The organism is Pseudodesulfovibrio mercurii (assembly GCF_000189295.2).
Lineage (GTDB): Bacteria > Desulfobacterota > Desulfovibrionia > Desulfovibrionales > Desulfovibrionaceae > Pseudodesulfovibrio > Pseudodesulfovibrio mercurii.
Genome location: NC_016803.1, coordinates 2,108,475 through 2,123,761 on the forward strand (window position 1 = coordinate 2,108,475; position 15,287 = coordinate 2,123,761).

General features: G+C 65.6%; 12 protein-coding genes. 4 read left to right on the plus strand and 8 right to left on the minus strand.

All coding sequences use genetic code 11. The annotated features are described in order from the left end of the window. Positions 1–36 precede the first annotated feature (36 nt). Positions 37–669: an outer membrane beta-barrel protein gene (locus tag DND132_RS09550; protein WP_014322525.1), complete on the plus strand. Its 633-nt coding sequence runs from the start codon at positions 37–39 to the stop codon at positions 667–669. 142 nt (positions 670–811) lie between these two features. Here DND132_RS09550 and DND132_RS09555 read toward each other — a convergent pair whose 3' ends face one another. From DND132_RS09555 to DND132_RS09575, 5 genes are all read right to left on the minus strand, one after another. Further along, the gene (locus DND132_RS09555) at positions 812–3,967 is read right to left on the minus strand and encodes an AAA family ATPase (RefSeq protein ID WP_014322526.1); all 3,156 of its coding nucleotides are present in this window, start codon (positions 3,965–3,967) and stop codon (positions 812–814) included. Between the two features lie 207 nt (positions 3,968–4,174). Then, complete coding sequence (locus DND132_RS09560; RefSeq protein ID WP_014322527.1) at positions 4,175–5,635, minus strand: tetratricopeptide repeat protein; 1,461 nt, start codon at positions 5,633–5,635, stop codon at positions 4,175–4,177. A 266-nt stretch (positions 5,636–5,901) separates the two neighbouring features. Further along, positions 5,902–7,236, minus strand: a complete 1,335-nt coding sequence (locus tag DND132_RS09565) for a tetratricopeptide repeat protein (RefSeq protein WP_014322528.1) — start codon at positions 7,234–7,236, stop codon at positions 5,902–5,904. Between the two features lie 125 nt (positions 7,237–7,361). After that, complete coding sequence (locus DND132_RS09570) at positions 7,362–8,114, minus strand: MBL fold metallo-hydrolase (protein WP_014322529.1); 753 nt, start codon at positions 8,112–8,114, stop codon at positions 7,362–7,364. A 77-nt stretch (positions 8,115–8,191) separates the two neighbouring features. Beyond that, positions 8,192–8,443 (minus strand): hypothetical protein, encoded by a 252-nt coding sequence (locus DND132_RS09575; RefSeq protein WP_014322530.1) that lies wholly within the window; start codon positions 8,441–8,443, stop codon positions 8,192–8,194. A 173-nt stretch (positions 8,444–8,616) separates the two neighbouring features. Between DND132_RS09575 and dapF the strand changes: the two genes are divergently transcribed. After that, positions 8,617–9,468, plus strand: a complete 852-nt coding sequence (gene dapF / locus DND132_RS09580) for a diaminopimelate epimerase (RefSeq protein ID WP_014322531.1) — start codon at positions 8,617–8,619, stop codon at positions 9,466–9,468. A 343-nt stretch (positions 9,469–9,811) separates the two neighbouring features. Here dapF and DND132_RS09585 read toward each other — a convergent pair whose 3' ends face one another. The 3 genes from DND132_RS09585 to acs all read right to left on the minus strand — a co-directional run bounded on the left by DND132_RS09585 (position 9,812) and on the right by acs (position 14,180). After that, positions 9,812–11,326 carry a catalase gene (locus tag DND132_RS09585; protein ID WP_014322532.1) on the minus strand — a complete coding sequence of 505 codons (1,515 nt, stop codon included), beginning with the start codon at positions 11,324–11,326 and terminating at the stop codon, positions 9,812–9,814. 261 nt (positions 11,327–11,587) lie between these two features. After that, positions 11,588–12,037, minus strand: a complete 450-nt coding sequence (locus DND132_RS17660; protein ID WP_014322533.1) for a PaaI family thioesterase — start codon at positions 12,035–12,037, stop codon at positions 11,588–11,590. A 157-nt stretch (positions 12,038–12,194) separates the two neighbouring features. Beyond that, a complete protein-coding gene (acs, locus tag DND132_RS09595) occupies positions 12,195–14,180 on the minus strand; it encodes an acetate--CoA ligase (RefSeq protein WP_014322534.1) in 1,986 nt (661 codons plus the stop codon). A 480-nt stretch (positions 14,181–14,660) separates the two neighbouring features. Here acs and DND132_RS18730 point away from each other — a divergent pair, with 480 nt between their 5' ends. Together DND132_RS18730 and DND132_RS18735 are read left to right on the plus strand one after the other, a co-directional pair. Next, entirely contained in the window at positions 14,661–14,879 is a 219-nt protein-coding gene (locus DND132_RS18730) for an RHS repeat-associated core domain-containing protein (RefSeq protein ID WP_238528155.1), read from the plus strand. An 8-nt stretch (positions 14,880–14,887) separates the two neighbouring features. After that, the gene (locus DND132_RS18735) at positions 14,888–15,274 is read left to right on the plus strand and encodes a hypothetical protein (RefSeq protein WP_238528156.1); all 387 of its coding nucleotides are present in this window, start codon (positions 14,888–14,890) and stop codon (positions 15,272–15,274) included. The last annotated feature ends 13 nt before the right edge of the window (positions 15,275–15,287 follow it).

Sequence of the window (15,287 nt, forward strand, 5' to 3'; positions counted from 1 at the left end):
ACCCCTTGTTCAACCTCATCTGCAAGCGAGCTGCTCATGCGACAAACATTTCTGACTCTGACTCTGGCCCTGGCCCTGGTGTTGTCCCTCTCCGCCCTGGCGGCCGCCGAGGACTGGCGGCTGGAAGGCGCCGTCGGCCTGAACTACGGCGAGGCGGGCGCCCGCGACGAGAACATCAACGGCACCGAAGTGGACGGTTCCATCGGCACGGGCAACGGCTTCACCGGCGCCGTGAACCTGTGGAAAGACCGGATGTTCGCCGACTGGTTCTCCCTGGGCGCCGCGTATTCGTTCCGCTCCAACAAGATGAACTACCACACCACCGGTTCCGGCGGCACTTCCCAGCGCATGAACACGGACATCATGATGAACGATTTCCAGATCAAGGCCGCCGCGCGCAAAAACGACGGCGACATCCATCCATACATCGGCGCGGGCCTGGGCTTCAGCTACATGAACGGCAAGATCTCCGTCGACGGCGGCTCCCAGGAGCGCGGCGAGACCTTCGCCCCGACCCTCAGCGCCTTTGTCGGCTACGACTACGACATCAACGAGACCTACTACACCGGCCTCGACGTGGCCTACACCTACTCCACCGGCGAGGTGGTAGGGATACAGGTGTACCACAACACCCTGGGGGCCATGTTCAAGCTGGGCATGAAGTTCTAGCGCCCGAACCGCGCCGACTGCGCGCGGCCGCACGCCGCCTGCATTTTCCGGATACAGGGTCCGCATCGTGGTCATCCCGCGATGCGGACCGTCTTTTTTGCGCGCCCCGCCGAAGACGACGCGGGGCGCGGGATGACGAGGCTCAGGAGACGAAGATGTTGTCGATGGCCTGGGCTATCTCCTGCTCGTCGAAGCCCTCCTCGGCCAGGGCGGTGCGATAGCGCTTGATGCTCTTCCAGGCCTCCGCAGTGCGCTTGAGCGAGGCCAGCAGGTCGTAGCGCCGCCGTTGGGCGGTGTCGTTGATGGGGTCCAGGGCCAGGGCCTTGTCCACGACCTCCAGGGCCTGCCTCGGGGCGTTGCACCGGACCAGCAGGGCCGACCAGGCGACCAGCGCCCGGATGATGACCTCCCTGGCCTCCTGCCCGGCCGCCCAGGCCGCGGGCTGCTCGTAGGCCGCGCCCAACCGGCCGCGCATGTGCGTGAACGCGGTCTGCGCCTGCCAGTACCGGTCCCGGGCCGCGTGTTCCAGGCCTTCCCCGGCGTACCGCAGGGCCTGGTGCAGGTCGATGGCGCAATGCCTGAGATACAGTTTCTGGCCGTGGAGCTGCAGGTAGCGCTGCCGTGCATCCTCGCCGAAGACCGCGCCGATCCTGGCGCGCAGGCGCGACAGCATGGTGTCGAACTTGGAGCGCGTCTTTTCCGGGGAACTGCCCGGCCACAACTCCTCCTGAAGGGCCTCGACGCCGAGCACCCGGCGGGGGGACTCGCCCAGCAGCCGAAGGACCTTCCGCCACATGGGGGACAGCTCGTCCTCGGACAGGCTCACCGGCCCGAGGGACAGCCGCAGGGTCGCCGCGCACTCGATGCGCAACAGCGGGACGGGCGTCCCGTCGTCGAGGATGTCCAGTCCCAGCCGGTCGCGGGCCAGGTCCAGGGCGTAGCGCTTTTCGACGTTATCCCTGACCGCCCGGCACAGCAGCCGCTCCATTATCCGGGGCGACCAGCCGAAAAAATGCGGAACCCGGCGCCGCCGCATGAGCCCGAGCAGGGCGCCCAGGTCCCGCAAGGCCTCCTGGTCGCGGCCGGTCCCGAAACGCATGGCGGCCCGGTAGGCATAGACGGTATGCGGATGGACGATGTCCCTGTCCCGATAGCCTTTCAGGCAGGCGTGGAAGACGCGTTCGGCGGCCCGGGTTTCGCCCAGCAGGGAGAGGGCGGCCCCGACCAGGGAGCGGGTCAGCAGACTGAACCAGATGCCGCCCCCGATGGCCCGCTGGCGAAGGGCCGCGCGCATGACCCGCAGGGCCTCCTCCCGTTTCCCCAGATGGGCGGCGGCGAGCATCCGGTAGTGCAGGATCTGGCTGCGCATGTGCGGAAGGGTCTCGGGATGGGCGGCGTCGAAACCGGCGGCCAGGGCGTGGGCCTCGGCATAGCGCCCTTCCGTCATGAGCCTGTCCAGGTCCCAGACCACGAGGAAGACGGCGATGAACGACCGGTCGGGCTTATCCCCCCACTTGGTCCCGATGCACGCCCGCATGTGCCGGTACCCGGCGATGTCCCCGGCCATGAGGAGATAGTTCGCCTGCACGATGTCCAGCCAGTAGCGCACGGTCGGGCTGATCATGGTGTCGTTGGACAGCGGGAAGAACGGGGACAGCGCGTCCAGCGCGCCGTTCACGTCGCCGCCGAGCACGAGCAGCAGCAGTCGGCAGAGCAGCAGCTCGGGGTCCGTGTCCGCCTTTTTCCCCTCCGTGTGCGCCAGGGCCAGTTCGTAGTAGCGGCCCGCCATGGGCAGGTCCGATTCGAGATAGGCGTAGCCCAGGGACAGGGATTGCGCGACCAGCTTGATCAGGGGGGACGGCAGCCGGTCCTTCATGGGCTCGAACAGCTCCACCGCGCGGCGCACCAGGTTGGCCCGGCGCCCGAACCGGCCCAGGATCATGACGTTGCAGGTGTTCAGCATGGCCGTGGCGATCAGCTCCCCCACCGGGTCGCCCTCCTCCCGGAGCAGGTCGATGGCCCGGCGCAGCGAATCGGCGCTGTCCTTGGGCCGGACGTTCAGGAGGACGATGCCGTGGACCAGGGTCATCCAGCCGCTGGCCGCCAGGACCGGGCCGGGCACGGCGTCGAGCAGGTTGAGCAGGGTCCAGTGGAGATTGTCGGCGACCATGGCGAGGCCGTGGGCCTTCAGCGCGCCCTCGACCTCCACCCAGGCACCGGCCGCGACCAGATAGTCCAGGCCGATGCTGACCTCGCCCGCGTTCAGGAAGGCCGCGCCGCAGCGGGCCAGATAGGCCCGCCGCTCTTCGGCCGGGACGGCCGCCCCGCCCTTTTCCGCCAGGTGGGCCTGGAAGAGGTGGTGCAGGCGCAGGATGGTCCGGCCGCTCTCGACGCCAAAGCGCACGAACAGGTTGTTGGCCGCCATGGCGGTCAGCCAGTCCAGCAGGGCCGGGGAAAGCAGGTCCCCCAGCACGTCCGGGACGATGGCGTCCAGGGACGCGGCCAGCAGCAGCTCCCGCGCCGCGTCCGGGTCCATGGACACGGTCAGTTCATCGAAATACCGGCCCACGGCCCGCACCTCGGCCGGGGACTTGAGCATGGTCGGGTCCTCGGTGTTGCGCAGCAGGACCAGGGCGGCGACCCACCCCTCGGTGGTCTCGAACAGCCGGTCGATGTGCTTCGTGCTGACGGGGATGCCGAACACGCCGCAGTACAGGCTGGCGATCTCCTCGCGGTTCAGGGCCAGGATCGACTGGTCCACGACCAGCTGTTCGCCGGGCGCGAAGAGCGCCCCGCCCGCCAGCCGCAACGGGAGGCGGGAGATGACGATCAGCCGCAGGGAGTGCGGGGTGTCGTCCTGAATGCGACGGATGAGCCGCAGGGCCGCGTCGTGCCCGAGCAGCCGGTGGGCATCGTCCATGACCAGGGTCAGGGGCGTGTCCAGGGCCTCCAGGGCCTCGCGCAGCCGGTGGACGCCGAGGTCGATGAGTTCGTCCGTGCTCAGCGGCTGCTCGAAGATGTTGAGCACGGCCTCGCTCTCAAGGGCCGGGCAGGACTTCTCCAGGGTCCGGGCGACGTCCTCGAAGAGCACGCGGGGGTCCGCGTGCCGCACCGAGCAGGTCACCCAGGCGAAGGGCGTGTCCGAGGTCTCGTCATACTGGGAGATGAGGACGGTCTTGCCGGAACCCGCCTGGGCCGTGACCGAAAGCACCCGGATGTGCGACCGGTCCAGGTAGCGGCATTGTTCGAGGGCGTCGGTGCGCAGCAGCAGTGAATTGCGTGGAGCGGGGGCGGTCATGGTCGAGGTAGAGTGTACACAATACAGCGCGGTTGATGTACTATGCACAATTACACCTAATCCCATCGAATGTCAGCATAAAATTGAAAAAAAACGGGTCGGACGAGGACTCGCGGGGAATACTCCGGCGTGCCGTGGAGGGCAGGCGGACGTCCCGCGGGGCCGCCCGAGGGGGAGGAAAGGTCGGATTTCCCGCCGCCGGGCGGGCTACAGCTCCAGGTTGGTGAACGGCTTGCGCTTCCGTTTCTTCTTCTTTTTGGGCGGTTCGGGCAGGTTGTCGAGATCGAGAATCTTCTCGTCCTGGCGGTAGCGACGGGAGGACTCGGGTCGGCTCGCGACCAGACGCCGCGCCTGGTCGAGCTTGGCGTGGGCCAGGTCGTTCTCGGGGTCCAGGGAGAGGACGTGCTCGAAGAACGGGATGGCGTCGTCGGGGTAGCGCAGGTCCAGGTACAGGGAGCCGATGTTCAGGGCCGCGCCCACGCTGCCCGCATAGAAGTCGGGGTCGATGTCGAGCGCCTTTTCGAAACAGTCCAGGGCGGTCATGCGCTCCAGCCCCTCCCAGTGGGCCAGCCCCATGTTGTAATGGATGACCGCGTCCTCGGGGGCGATGGTCAGGGCCTTCCTGTAGACCTCCACGGCCTCGGCCCAGCGGCCCTCGCCGCGCAGGAGGATGCCCAGCCGGTTGAAGTGGACCAGGTCGTCGCGGCCGAGCACGCGCTTGGTGTCGATGACCCGGTTCAGGTACTTGACCGCCAGGTCCGGGGCGATGCCGGACACGGCGTCCACGATGCGCTCGGTCAGGTCGCCGACCATGGAGCGGGTCTCGCGCTCGGCGGCCTGGACGCTCTGGTCCAGGTAGCGCTCGGCCTGCTCGTGCTGGCCCTGGCGCAGGTGCTGCTCGGCGATGTCGATCTTGCGCTCCGGGTTGAGGGGCGAGAGGGTGTCCAGCTCCTTGAGGTAGGCCAGGGCGCGCTCGTCCTCCATGTCGCGGAAGGCCTCTGCCAGCTTGGCCAGGGGGGCCATGAAGATGGGGTTGGCCTCGTGGGCGGCCATGTAGGCCTGGACCGCCGCGTCCACCCGGCCGGTGCCCATGAGGGCGTCGCCGCGCATGGCCAGGCCGCGCGCCGAGTCCGGCCTCAGCGACAGGATGCGGTCCGAGGCGGCCAGGGCGGCCACATAGTTGTGGGCGTCCAGGAGGCTGCGGCAGTGCTCCATCTGGCGGCGCAGCTCCATGGGCGGGGAGATGGCGGCGGCCAGCTCCTCGATGACCTTGTTGGCCGAGGCGGGCTTGACCAGCACGCGGGACACGCCCAGCTCGAAGAAGTAGGCCACGGTCTCCTGGGTGGCCTCCCAGGTGAGCACGATCATGCGCGCCTCGGGGCACTCGCGCGACAGGCGGATGATGAAGTCCGTGGACGGGCGGTTGTCGATCATGCGCTCGATGAAGACCACGAAGGGGATGTCCTGCTCGCGCAGCTCCACGCACTTGTCCACGGCCGCGTCCATGGAGGTGTAGGGCAGGAGGACCTCGCCGCGCAGGCCGATGACCCGCGAGACCATGTTGCGCAGGGCGCGGGTGAACCCGTAGTCGTCCGAGACGTAGACGACGACGCCCCCGTCCTTTTCGATGAACCTGCGGACCACGGCGTCGGCGGTTTCCGGCGGCATGGGCACCCCCCCTGGCTGCGGTGGCGGGACGGCGTTCCGGCCCACGACCGTACCCTACGTGAAGTGGGGGAAAACGGTCAACCCGGCGGCGGGAAAGGGCTTTCCACGCCCCCGCTTCGCGAAGCGAACAAAAACCCCGCGCCGCAGGCGCCATATGGGGTGCAGGGGTGCGGGCCCCTGCCCGCCGGAGGCGAAATCACCCGTCAAACGCCGCGCAGCGGCATCCGACACTGATTTCCCCTAGCGTCAGGGGAAAAGATCCAAAATCAGCCCACGGCGGCCTTGAGGGCGGCGAGCTTGCGGGCGGCGGTGGCGTTTTCGGGGTTGAGACGCAGGACGTTTTCGAAGCAGGGGATGGCGTACTCGTATTCGCGCAGGTCGGCGAACAGGGAGCCGAGGTTCATGGACACGGTTTCGCTGGCCTTGTAGAAGTCGGGGTTGTGGTCCACGGCCTTCTGGAAGCACTGGCCCGCCCGGCGCTTGTCCCCGCCGTCGTAGTAGGCCATGCCCATGTTGTAGTGCAGCCCCTCGTCCTCCGGGGAGATGCGCAGGGCCGAGGCGTAGTTGTCGATGGCCTCGCGCCATTTGCCCTGGCCGCGCAGGGCGATGCCGAGCTTGTTGAACAGGGCGATGTCCTCCTTGTCCAGTCGAGACCCCTTGGCCTCCAGGACCTTGGTCAGGTACTTCTCGGACATGCCCGGATCGTCGGCCACGGCCTCGGAGATGGTCTCGGCCACGGCGCTGATCAGGCCCATGGCCTCGCGGGTCACGGTCTCGATGGCCTGGTCGAAATAGACCTCGGCCTTGTCCATCTCGCGGCGCCGGGCGTGGACCTTGCCGATCTCGGTCTTGCGCTGGGCGTTCAGCGGGCTCAAGCGGTCGAGTTTCTTCATGTACTTGAGCATTTCATCCTCGTCCACGCCCCGGTACGCCTCGACCAGCTTCTTGATGGGTTCCAGGTAGATCTTGGAGCTCTCATGGGCCCGGTGGTAGCTGTCGAGCGCCTTGTCCAGCTCGTTCTGGGCCATGTGCACGTCGCCCTTGAGCATCAGCCCGGCCGGGCTCTCAGGCTTGAGTTCGAGGACCTTCCTGGCGATCTGCATGGCCTCCATGAGCTTGCCCGCGGCCAGGCAGTTCTTGCCCAGGTGCATGTACTCGCTGAGCTTGCCCTGGGGCTTCACGGTGAAGGCCAGCTTCTCGATGATGTTGTTCATGGACGCGGGCTTGGAGATGACGTTTGACACGCCGATCTCGTAGAAGAAAGCGATGTTCTCGCGCTTGGTCTCGCCCACCAGGACGATGATCTTGAGGTCCGGGAGCAGCCTCTTGAGGGTCATGATGGTGTCGGTGCTGGTGCTGCCGCCGATCATGCGCTCGATGAAGACGATGAAGTCCTGCCCGGTCTTGTGCATGGCCTGGACCTTCTTCAGTCCGGCGTGGACCGTCTCCAGGGCGGACAGGCAGTCGCGCTTGGTGCCGATGATCTTGAAGATGGTCGAGGACAGCATCCGCTTGAAGAGCGGGTCCTCGCTGATCAGGACGATGGAACCGTTTGTCTTTTCAAAATAATCGTAGACGATGGAATCGTATTTACCGGCCATGTTCTCCCCTGGTCGCGCCGGGCGACGATGATCTCTGCGCGCCCCTTTACCGCCGGGACGCGACGCCGAGAATGGCATGCGTCAGGACAAAAGGGAATGATAAATCGCCTTCGGGGATGGAGGAATCAGAGTTCATGGACGTCCCCGGGCTCGGGCACGAACCCGTGCACCGAGGTCTCGGTCTCCACGGCCATGCGGATGACGTCCATCATGGTGTGCCGGATGGTCCGCTTCATGTGCACCAGGGCGCAGGCCCCGGCCCCGGACCGGCGGGCCATGTCCAGGGAGGTGCCCACGTCGCCGTGGCCGGTGGTGATCTCGTCCAGGGTGAAGGCCTCGTGGACCACCAGGTCGCAGTGCTCGGCCAGGTCCACGGTGGCGTCCGTGGGCTTGCCGTCGCCCGAGTAGTAGAGGGACTTGCCCCCGGCGTCCAGGCGCACGGCCAGGCAGGGCATGGAGTGGTCGTTCAGGGCGAAGCGGAAGCGGAAACCGCCGTGCTTGAAGTCCTCGCCGGGCACGCACTCGATGAAGAAAATCTCGAAACCGGCCTTGGCCAGGGCGTTGGAATAGGCCAGCTCCATGAGCCGGTTGACCCTTGATTCGATGCCGCTCGGGCCGAGGATGGTCAGCCGCTTGGTCCTGCCCTCCTCCAGTGAGCGGACGATCAGGGCCGGGAGCCCGAAATAGTGGTCGGCGTGGAAGTGGGACACGTAGACCGCGTCCAGGTCGAGGGGCCGGGCCGCGTACCGCCACAACCCGCAGGAGACGTTGAAGCCGCAGTCCAGCAGGATGGACGAATCGTTGTGCTCCACCAGCAGGGACGTGTTCGGCAACCGTTCGTCAAAGGCCTCGCCCACCCCGACAAAAGTCACACGCATTGGCTGCTCCGTTGTCTTACGTTCTCCAAAGAGGATACCATTTAGCAGAAACGGCGGGAAAGCGAAAGAAGAAGGGCCTAATCGTCATCACGATTGCGCACGTCGTCACGCCAGGCGTTGAGCGGGGCGTAGCACCCCTGCCCGGCGTGCTGGGACCGCCTGACCTGCTCGGCGGTCTCGGGGTCGAGCATCAACCGGCACAGGTACCGGCCCGCCGCCTCGTCCCAGAACAGGTCGGGACAGCGTCGCATGTAGCCGTATCGCCGGTGGGACTCCATGCAGGGGTCCTGCAGGCAGCACCAGCCGCAGCCTACGCACGGTTTGGACATGTTCGCGTTCTCCTCGGATACGGTTTCACAAGGGATACCGTCCCCCCTCCCGAAAGGCAAGGAGGCCCGGAGCACCGAGGCCCGACCGCGCCGCCCGCCATCCATACGCAAAAAGAATTGGACCATACCCGCCCGGCCCGTATACCCATTCAGAAAAACACGAGGTTTCCGCCATGAACATATTCACCGAGTCCGTGCCCTTCTACAAGATGCAGGGGTGCGGCAACGACTTTGTCGTCATCGACAACCGCGAACTCGGGGTGCCCGTGTCCGCCATGGCCGACTGGGCCAAGGCCGTGTGCGCCCGCGCCTTCGGGGTCTGCGCCGACGGCCTCTTCTTCCTCGAAAACGCCGACAACCCGTCGCTGGCCTTCCGCTGGCACTTCTACAACTCCGACGGCTCCCGGGCCGAGATGTGCGGCAACGCCTCGCGCTGCGCCGCCAAGCTGGCCCACGCCATCGGACTGGCCCCGGCCGAACTCGCCTTCGGCACCGACGCCGGACCGATCCGGGCCAAGGTCCTCCTGGACGGCCCGGAGGAAGGCCGCGTCAAGGTTCAGCTGACCCCGCCCCTCAGGACCGAAACCGACATCGTCATCGACGTGGACGGCAGCCCGCTGACCGTGCACTTCACGGACACCGGCGTGCCCCACACCGTGGTCTTCGTGGACGACGTGAAGAGCGTGGACATCATGGACCTCGGCCCCAAGATCCGCTACCACGAACGGTTCGCGCCCGCCGGGACCAACGTCAACTTCGCCCAGGTCCTCGACGAAAAGACCATGCTCCTGCGCACCTACGAGCGCGGCGTGGAGGCCGAGACCTACGCCTGCGGCACCGGGGCCGCCGCCACCCAGCTCCTGGCCCACACCCTCGGCCTGACCGGTGATCACGCCGACCTGACCACCACCGGCAACGAGGTCCTGACCGTGTTCCTCGAAAACGGCATGGTCTTCCTCCAGGGCGCCGCCGAGCTGACCTTCCAGGGCGAGTTTTACCTCAAGCCCATGGGCTTGAGCCTGTAAAACCACCCCGCCGAGACAAAAAAAGGGCCGCTCCTGGGAGCGGCCCTTTTTTTGTCTCGGCGGGGTGGTTTTACAGGGCGCGGCTTCCGATAGCGGCGCATCTGCACATTTTTTCCGGCCGGGCCAATCCTCACGTAGACGGCTACGCTGCGGTTGCCCCGGCCGGAAGAAAATGCACAGCCGCACCACTCTCGAAAGCCTGACACCGTGCGTCCTCGTCAAAGAAGAAAAAGCAGGCTGCTCTCCCGCGTTCGCACGGACCTGCCGAAGGCACCCAAAAAGTTTGGAAGGGGGGGCCAGGGGGGAAACTTTTTTCAAAAGTTTCCCCCCTGGCCGCCGGAGGCTATTTAACGGGAGTCGCGGCGACGCGTTCTTCCTGGGTCATTTGGGCGAGTTTCCTGACGTCGGCGAGTTTGAGTTTGAGGCCCTTGGCCACGCGGGTGCCGTAGTCCTCGTGGGTCAGGTAGAACAGGGCGCACTGACGCAGCTGGATGGGTTGGGGCACGCTCTGCATGGAGCCCACGATGTTGCTGACCAGGTTTTTGCGGTCCTGTTCGGTCATGACCACGGAGTAGAGGGTGCCGGGCTGGACGAAGTCGTTGTTGGGGTGGGTGTAGACATGGCGCTGCGCCACGCCCTCCAGGGGGATGTCGGGCTCGATGCTGACGTTGTCCGGGGCGGGCCCGTCAAAGGAGTTGGGCCAGTAGTTGGGACCGGAACCGCCGTTGTGGTCCACGCGCATGAAGCCGTCGCGCTGGTAGTTCATCTCCGGCGCGTGCTTGGCCTGGTTGACCGGGATGAGGTGGTAGTTGGGCCCCAGCCGGTGCAGGTGGGTGTCATGGTAGGAGAAGAGACGGCCCTGGAGCATCTTGTCCGGGGACACGCCGATGCCGGGCACGAGGTTGCTCGGGTTGAAGGCGGCCTGCTCGACCTCGGCGAAGTAATTCTCCGGGTTGCGGTTGAGCACGAGCTTGCCGACGGTGATGGGCGGGACCTCCTTGTGCGGCCAGACCTTGGTGATGTCGAAGATGTCCCAGGCGAAGTCCTCGGCCTGTTCCGGGGTCAGGATCTGCATCTCCAGGGTCCAGGACGGGTAATCGCCGCGCGCGATGGCATCGAACAGGTCGCGGGTGGCGTGGTCCGGGTCGGCCGAGCGCATGGCCTCGGCCTCTGGCCCGGTCAGGTTTTTGATCCCCTGGTCGGTCTTGAAGTGGTACTGGACCCAGAAGTATTCGCCCTTGGCGTTGTACCACTTGTAGGTGTGGCTGGAGTAGCCGTTCATGTTCCGGTAGGTGGCCGGGGTGCCCCGGTCCGAGAAGAGGATAGTCACCTGGTGCATGGATTCCGGGGTCAGGGACCAGAAGTCCCAGGCCATGGTCGGGCTCTTGAGGTTGGTCAGGGGATCGCGCTTCTGGGTGTGGATGAAGTCCGGGAACTTGAGCGGGTCGCGGATAAAGAAGACCGGGGTGTTGTTGCCGGTCATGTCGTAGTTGCCCTCTTCGGTGTAAAACTTGAGGGCGAAGCCGCGCGGGTCGCGCTCGGCGTCGGCGCTGCCCTTTTCGCCGCCCACGGTGGAGAACCGGGCGAAGACCTCGGTCTTTTTGCCCACCTTGGAGAGGAAGGCGGCCTTGGTGTACTTCCGCACGTCGGCCGTGACCTCGAAGTAGCCGTAGGCCCCCGCCCCCTTGGCGTGGACCACCCGCTCCGGGATGCGCTCCCGGTCGAAGTGCGCCAGCTTTTCGAGCAGGTGGACGTCCTGCATCAAGGCCGGGCCGCGCCCGCCCGCGGTCATGGTGTTCAAGTCGTTGCCCACGGGGCAACCAAAAGCGCTCGTCAATTTTTTCTTGCTTTTCGGCATGGTTGTCTCCTGGTTCGCGTTAAGGACATGGGAAAAGTTCCCGATTTTCGGCTATGGTTCCGGGGAACATACCACAGCTAAATAGTAATCGATAGCATTTAGTGCCGATTTTCGGGACCCGAGCCGCACGCAACGCGCAACCGTTGGCGGGAACGGGCTTTTTCGGGCACGATTCCCGCAGGGGACGAAAAAAGGGCGCGCCATGGGGTCATGGCGCGCCCTTGTCGGTTGCGTGCGGGGGAATGCAGGGGGCGGAGAGGGTCAGGGCCGGGCCGCGAGGATGGCCTCGTAGCGCTCGCGGGAGATGATCCGGTACTCGCCCCGGACCGTGGTGCAGGGCTTGCCGTCCGCGTTGAGGATGCGCCCCTTGAGCTTGAGGGCCGCGCCCTCGCGGGAGGCCAGGGCGCAGACCACCCGCACCGGCGAGCCGATGTAGACCGGCCGCAGGAAGCGGAAGCTTGCGCTGGCCGTGACCGCCTCCATGACCCCGGTGGCCTCGTATCCGGCCCACCACATGGCCTCGTCCAGAAGCCCCATCTGGAGACCGCCGTGGAAGATGTCCCCCTGGCCGCAATACACGGCCTCGGGCGTGTAGTCGGCGTACACCCCGCCCTGCCCGTCGCGGTGGAAGGTCAGCTTCAGCCCGGACGGGTTGTTCGGGCCGCAAAAGAAACAGGTGCCGTCCGGAAAGGGATTGTCGATGGCGCTCATCCGTCCTCCATGGTTTCGCCCTGCATACCCCACAAGCCTCCAAACCAAAAGGCCCCCGCACGCAAGTACGGGGGCCGTTTTTCGTCATTGTCCCGGTGAGGCCTTCAAGCGCTCCGCGCAGTTCCCGGCGCAGACGTGCCGCTCTCGGAAGCCGCCGTTACCCGACCAGATCCTTGTTGCCTTCCACCAGATCGGTGACCACGCCCGGATCGGCCAGGGTCGAGGTGTCGCCGAAGTCCGTGGAGTGTTCGACGATCTTGCGCAGCACGCGGCGCATGATCTTGCCCGAGCGGGTCTTGGGCAGGCCGTCGGCGAACTGGATGAATTCGGGGGTGGCGATGGGTCCGATCTCCTTGCGCACCCAGACCTTCAGCTCCTTGACCATGTCGTCCGTGGGCTCCACGCCGGAGCGCAGGGTCACGTAGGCGTAGATGGTCTCGCCCTTGATGTCGTGGGGCATGCCGACCACGGCCGCCTCGGACACGTCGGGGTGGGCCACCAGTGCGGACTCGATCTCGGCCGTGCCCATGCGGTGGCCGGACACGTTGATGACGTCGTCGAGCCGTCCCATGATCCAGAAGTAGCCGTCCTCGTCCACGCGCGCGCCGTCGCCCGCCTCGTAGGCCCCGGGGAACCCGGCGAAGTAGGTGGACTTGTAGCGGCCGGGGTCGCCCCAGACGCTGCGCAGCATGCCGGGCCACGGCCGGTCGATGATCAGGTGGCCGCCCTCGTTGGGCTCGGCGCGGGAGCCGTCGCGGCGAACGATCTGGGCCGAGATGCCGGGCAGGGGCCGGGTGGCGGAGCCGGGCTTGAGCGGGGTGGCGTAGGGCATGGCCGAGATCATGATGCCGCCGGTCTCGGTCTGCCACCAGGTGTCCACGATGGGCAGTTTCCCGTTGCCCACGTGGTCGTGGTACCACAGCCACGCCTCGGGGTTGATGGGCTCGCCCACCGAACCGAGCAGCCGCAGGGAGGTGGTGTCGTAGGTCTTGGTCCACTGCTCGCCCTCGCGCATGAGGGCGCGGATGACCGTGGGCGCGGTGTAGAAGATGTTGATCTTGAACTTGTCCACGATCTGCCAGTAGCGGTCGGGCCGGGGATAGCTCGGCACGCCCTCGAACATGACCGAGGTGGCGCCCAGGGCCAGCGGGCCGTAGACGATGTAGGAGTGGCCGGTGATCCAGCCCACGTCGGCGGTGCACCAGTAGACGTCGTCGTCCTTGATGTCGAAGACGATCTGAGTGGTGTGGGCCGCGTAGGTCAGGTAGCCGCCCGTGGTGTGGAGCACGCCCTTGGGCTTGCCCGTGGACCCGGAGGTGTACAGGATGAACAGCGGGTCCTCGGACTCCATGGCCTCATAGCCGCAGTCCGAGGTGATGTCCTCGGCCGTGATCTCGTCGTGCCACCAGGAGTCGCGGCCCTCGACCATGTTGACCTCGTTGCCGCCGCGCTTGACCACGATGCACTGCTCCACCGACGGGCAGTCCTTGAGGGCCTCGTCAGCGTTGGGCTTGAGCGGGATGGTCTTGCCCGCGCGCAGGACCGCGTCGGCCGTGACCAGGACCTTGGCCTCGGCGTCCTCGATGCGCGATTGCAGGGCGATGGACGAGAACCCCGCGAACACGATGGAGTGCGGCGCGCCCAGCCGGGTGCAGGCCAGCATGGCGATGGCCAGCTCCGGGATCATGGGCATGTACAGGGAGACGCGGTCGCCGCGCTTGACGCCCTTCTTCTTCAGGACGTTGGCGAAGCGGCAGACCTCGGTGTGGAGCATCTGGTAGGTGTAGACCCGGACGTCCTCCTCGGGCTCGCCCTGCCAGATGAGCGCGGCCTTGTTGCGGCGGCCGTCGGTCAGGTGGCGGTCCAGGCAGTTGTACGAAACGTTGGTCGTGCCGCCCGCGAACCACTTGAACTCGGGCTTGTCGTAGTCCGCTTCCAGCACGGTGTCGAAATCGGTGAACCAGTCGATCAAATCCCTGGCCCGCTCGCCCCAGTACCCGTCCGGGTCGTCCAGGGCCCGCTTGTGGTCCGCCTCGTAGGCCGCCATGTCCTTGATCCACGCCTGGCCCTGCATGGAGGCGTCGGGCTGAAATATCTGTCCATCCTTTTGCATGCTTTCGATTTTCTTTTCTTCTTCGGTCATCGAGATGCTCCTGATCTGTACGTTTCTTCGCCTCGCCCGCCTGGCACGGGCCGCAACCCACTGGAATGCCGAGTCATGGCGGCTGTCCGCCGGTGACACCCCATCCTCTAGTGAATGGTCATGCGGACCGCTTCCTTTTTTAGGTGAACGGTAAAAATTGGGCAGGTGAACGGTTTGGCGACGGTGAGCGGTGCGGGAGGCGGCTTGCAATAGCGGCGCATCTGCACATTTTTTCCGGCCGGGCCAATCCTCACGTAGACGGCTATCGCTGCTGTCGTCATCTCTAAGACCGAGCAAGCTCGGCCTAAGAGCTGAGGCACGCTGCGGTTGCCCCGGCCGGAAGAAAATGCACAGCTGCACCACTCCCGCAAGCCTAGTGCGAGCGCGGTAAAAGAGCCGCTGTCCTCATCCGTAGGGCTCGAAGACTCGCCAACGGCTGAAGGCCCGGAGGCATTCCTAGTCCAGCGCGTGGTTGCCGACGTGGACGACAACGTGATAAAGGAGATCCTGTACGACCCCTTCGGCGGGATCATCGAGGACACCAACCCGAGCCTGCGCCTGCCCATCGGCTTCGCGGGCGGCCTCCACGACCGGGACCTGGGGTTCGTCCGATTTGGCTGGCGGGATTACGACGTCAGGACCGGCAGGTGGACCGCGCCGGACCCCATCGGGGACAAGGGCGGCGACCCGGACTGGTAGGATACTGTTTGGACGACCCGATTAATGGAATTGATCCATTGGGGCTGTTCCGATTCGGCAAAAAAGGACTGTGGATTCTGCCCGGTATAGGCACCGACGGCTCTACCGCAGACAAAGGAAACTATGAACTCAAACATGAGCACGGTTTCTATGAGGATGGTACGGGAGACAATGTCGGTTTGTTTAAAGATGGTTTAAAACGGGATCAAGATATCACCAAATACACGCTTGACGAAACACACTTTGGCGACAAACGAATGAGACAGGCTGAAGAGAGTCTTGATCCGGGAGATTACAAGCTGTGCAAGTGGGGAGGCAACTCCAATAATTGCCAGGATTATGCCGATGCTCTGCGCGAACGTTATCGATTCTTACGCACTGCGGAAAAGCACTGATGCAACAACAGCC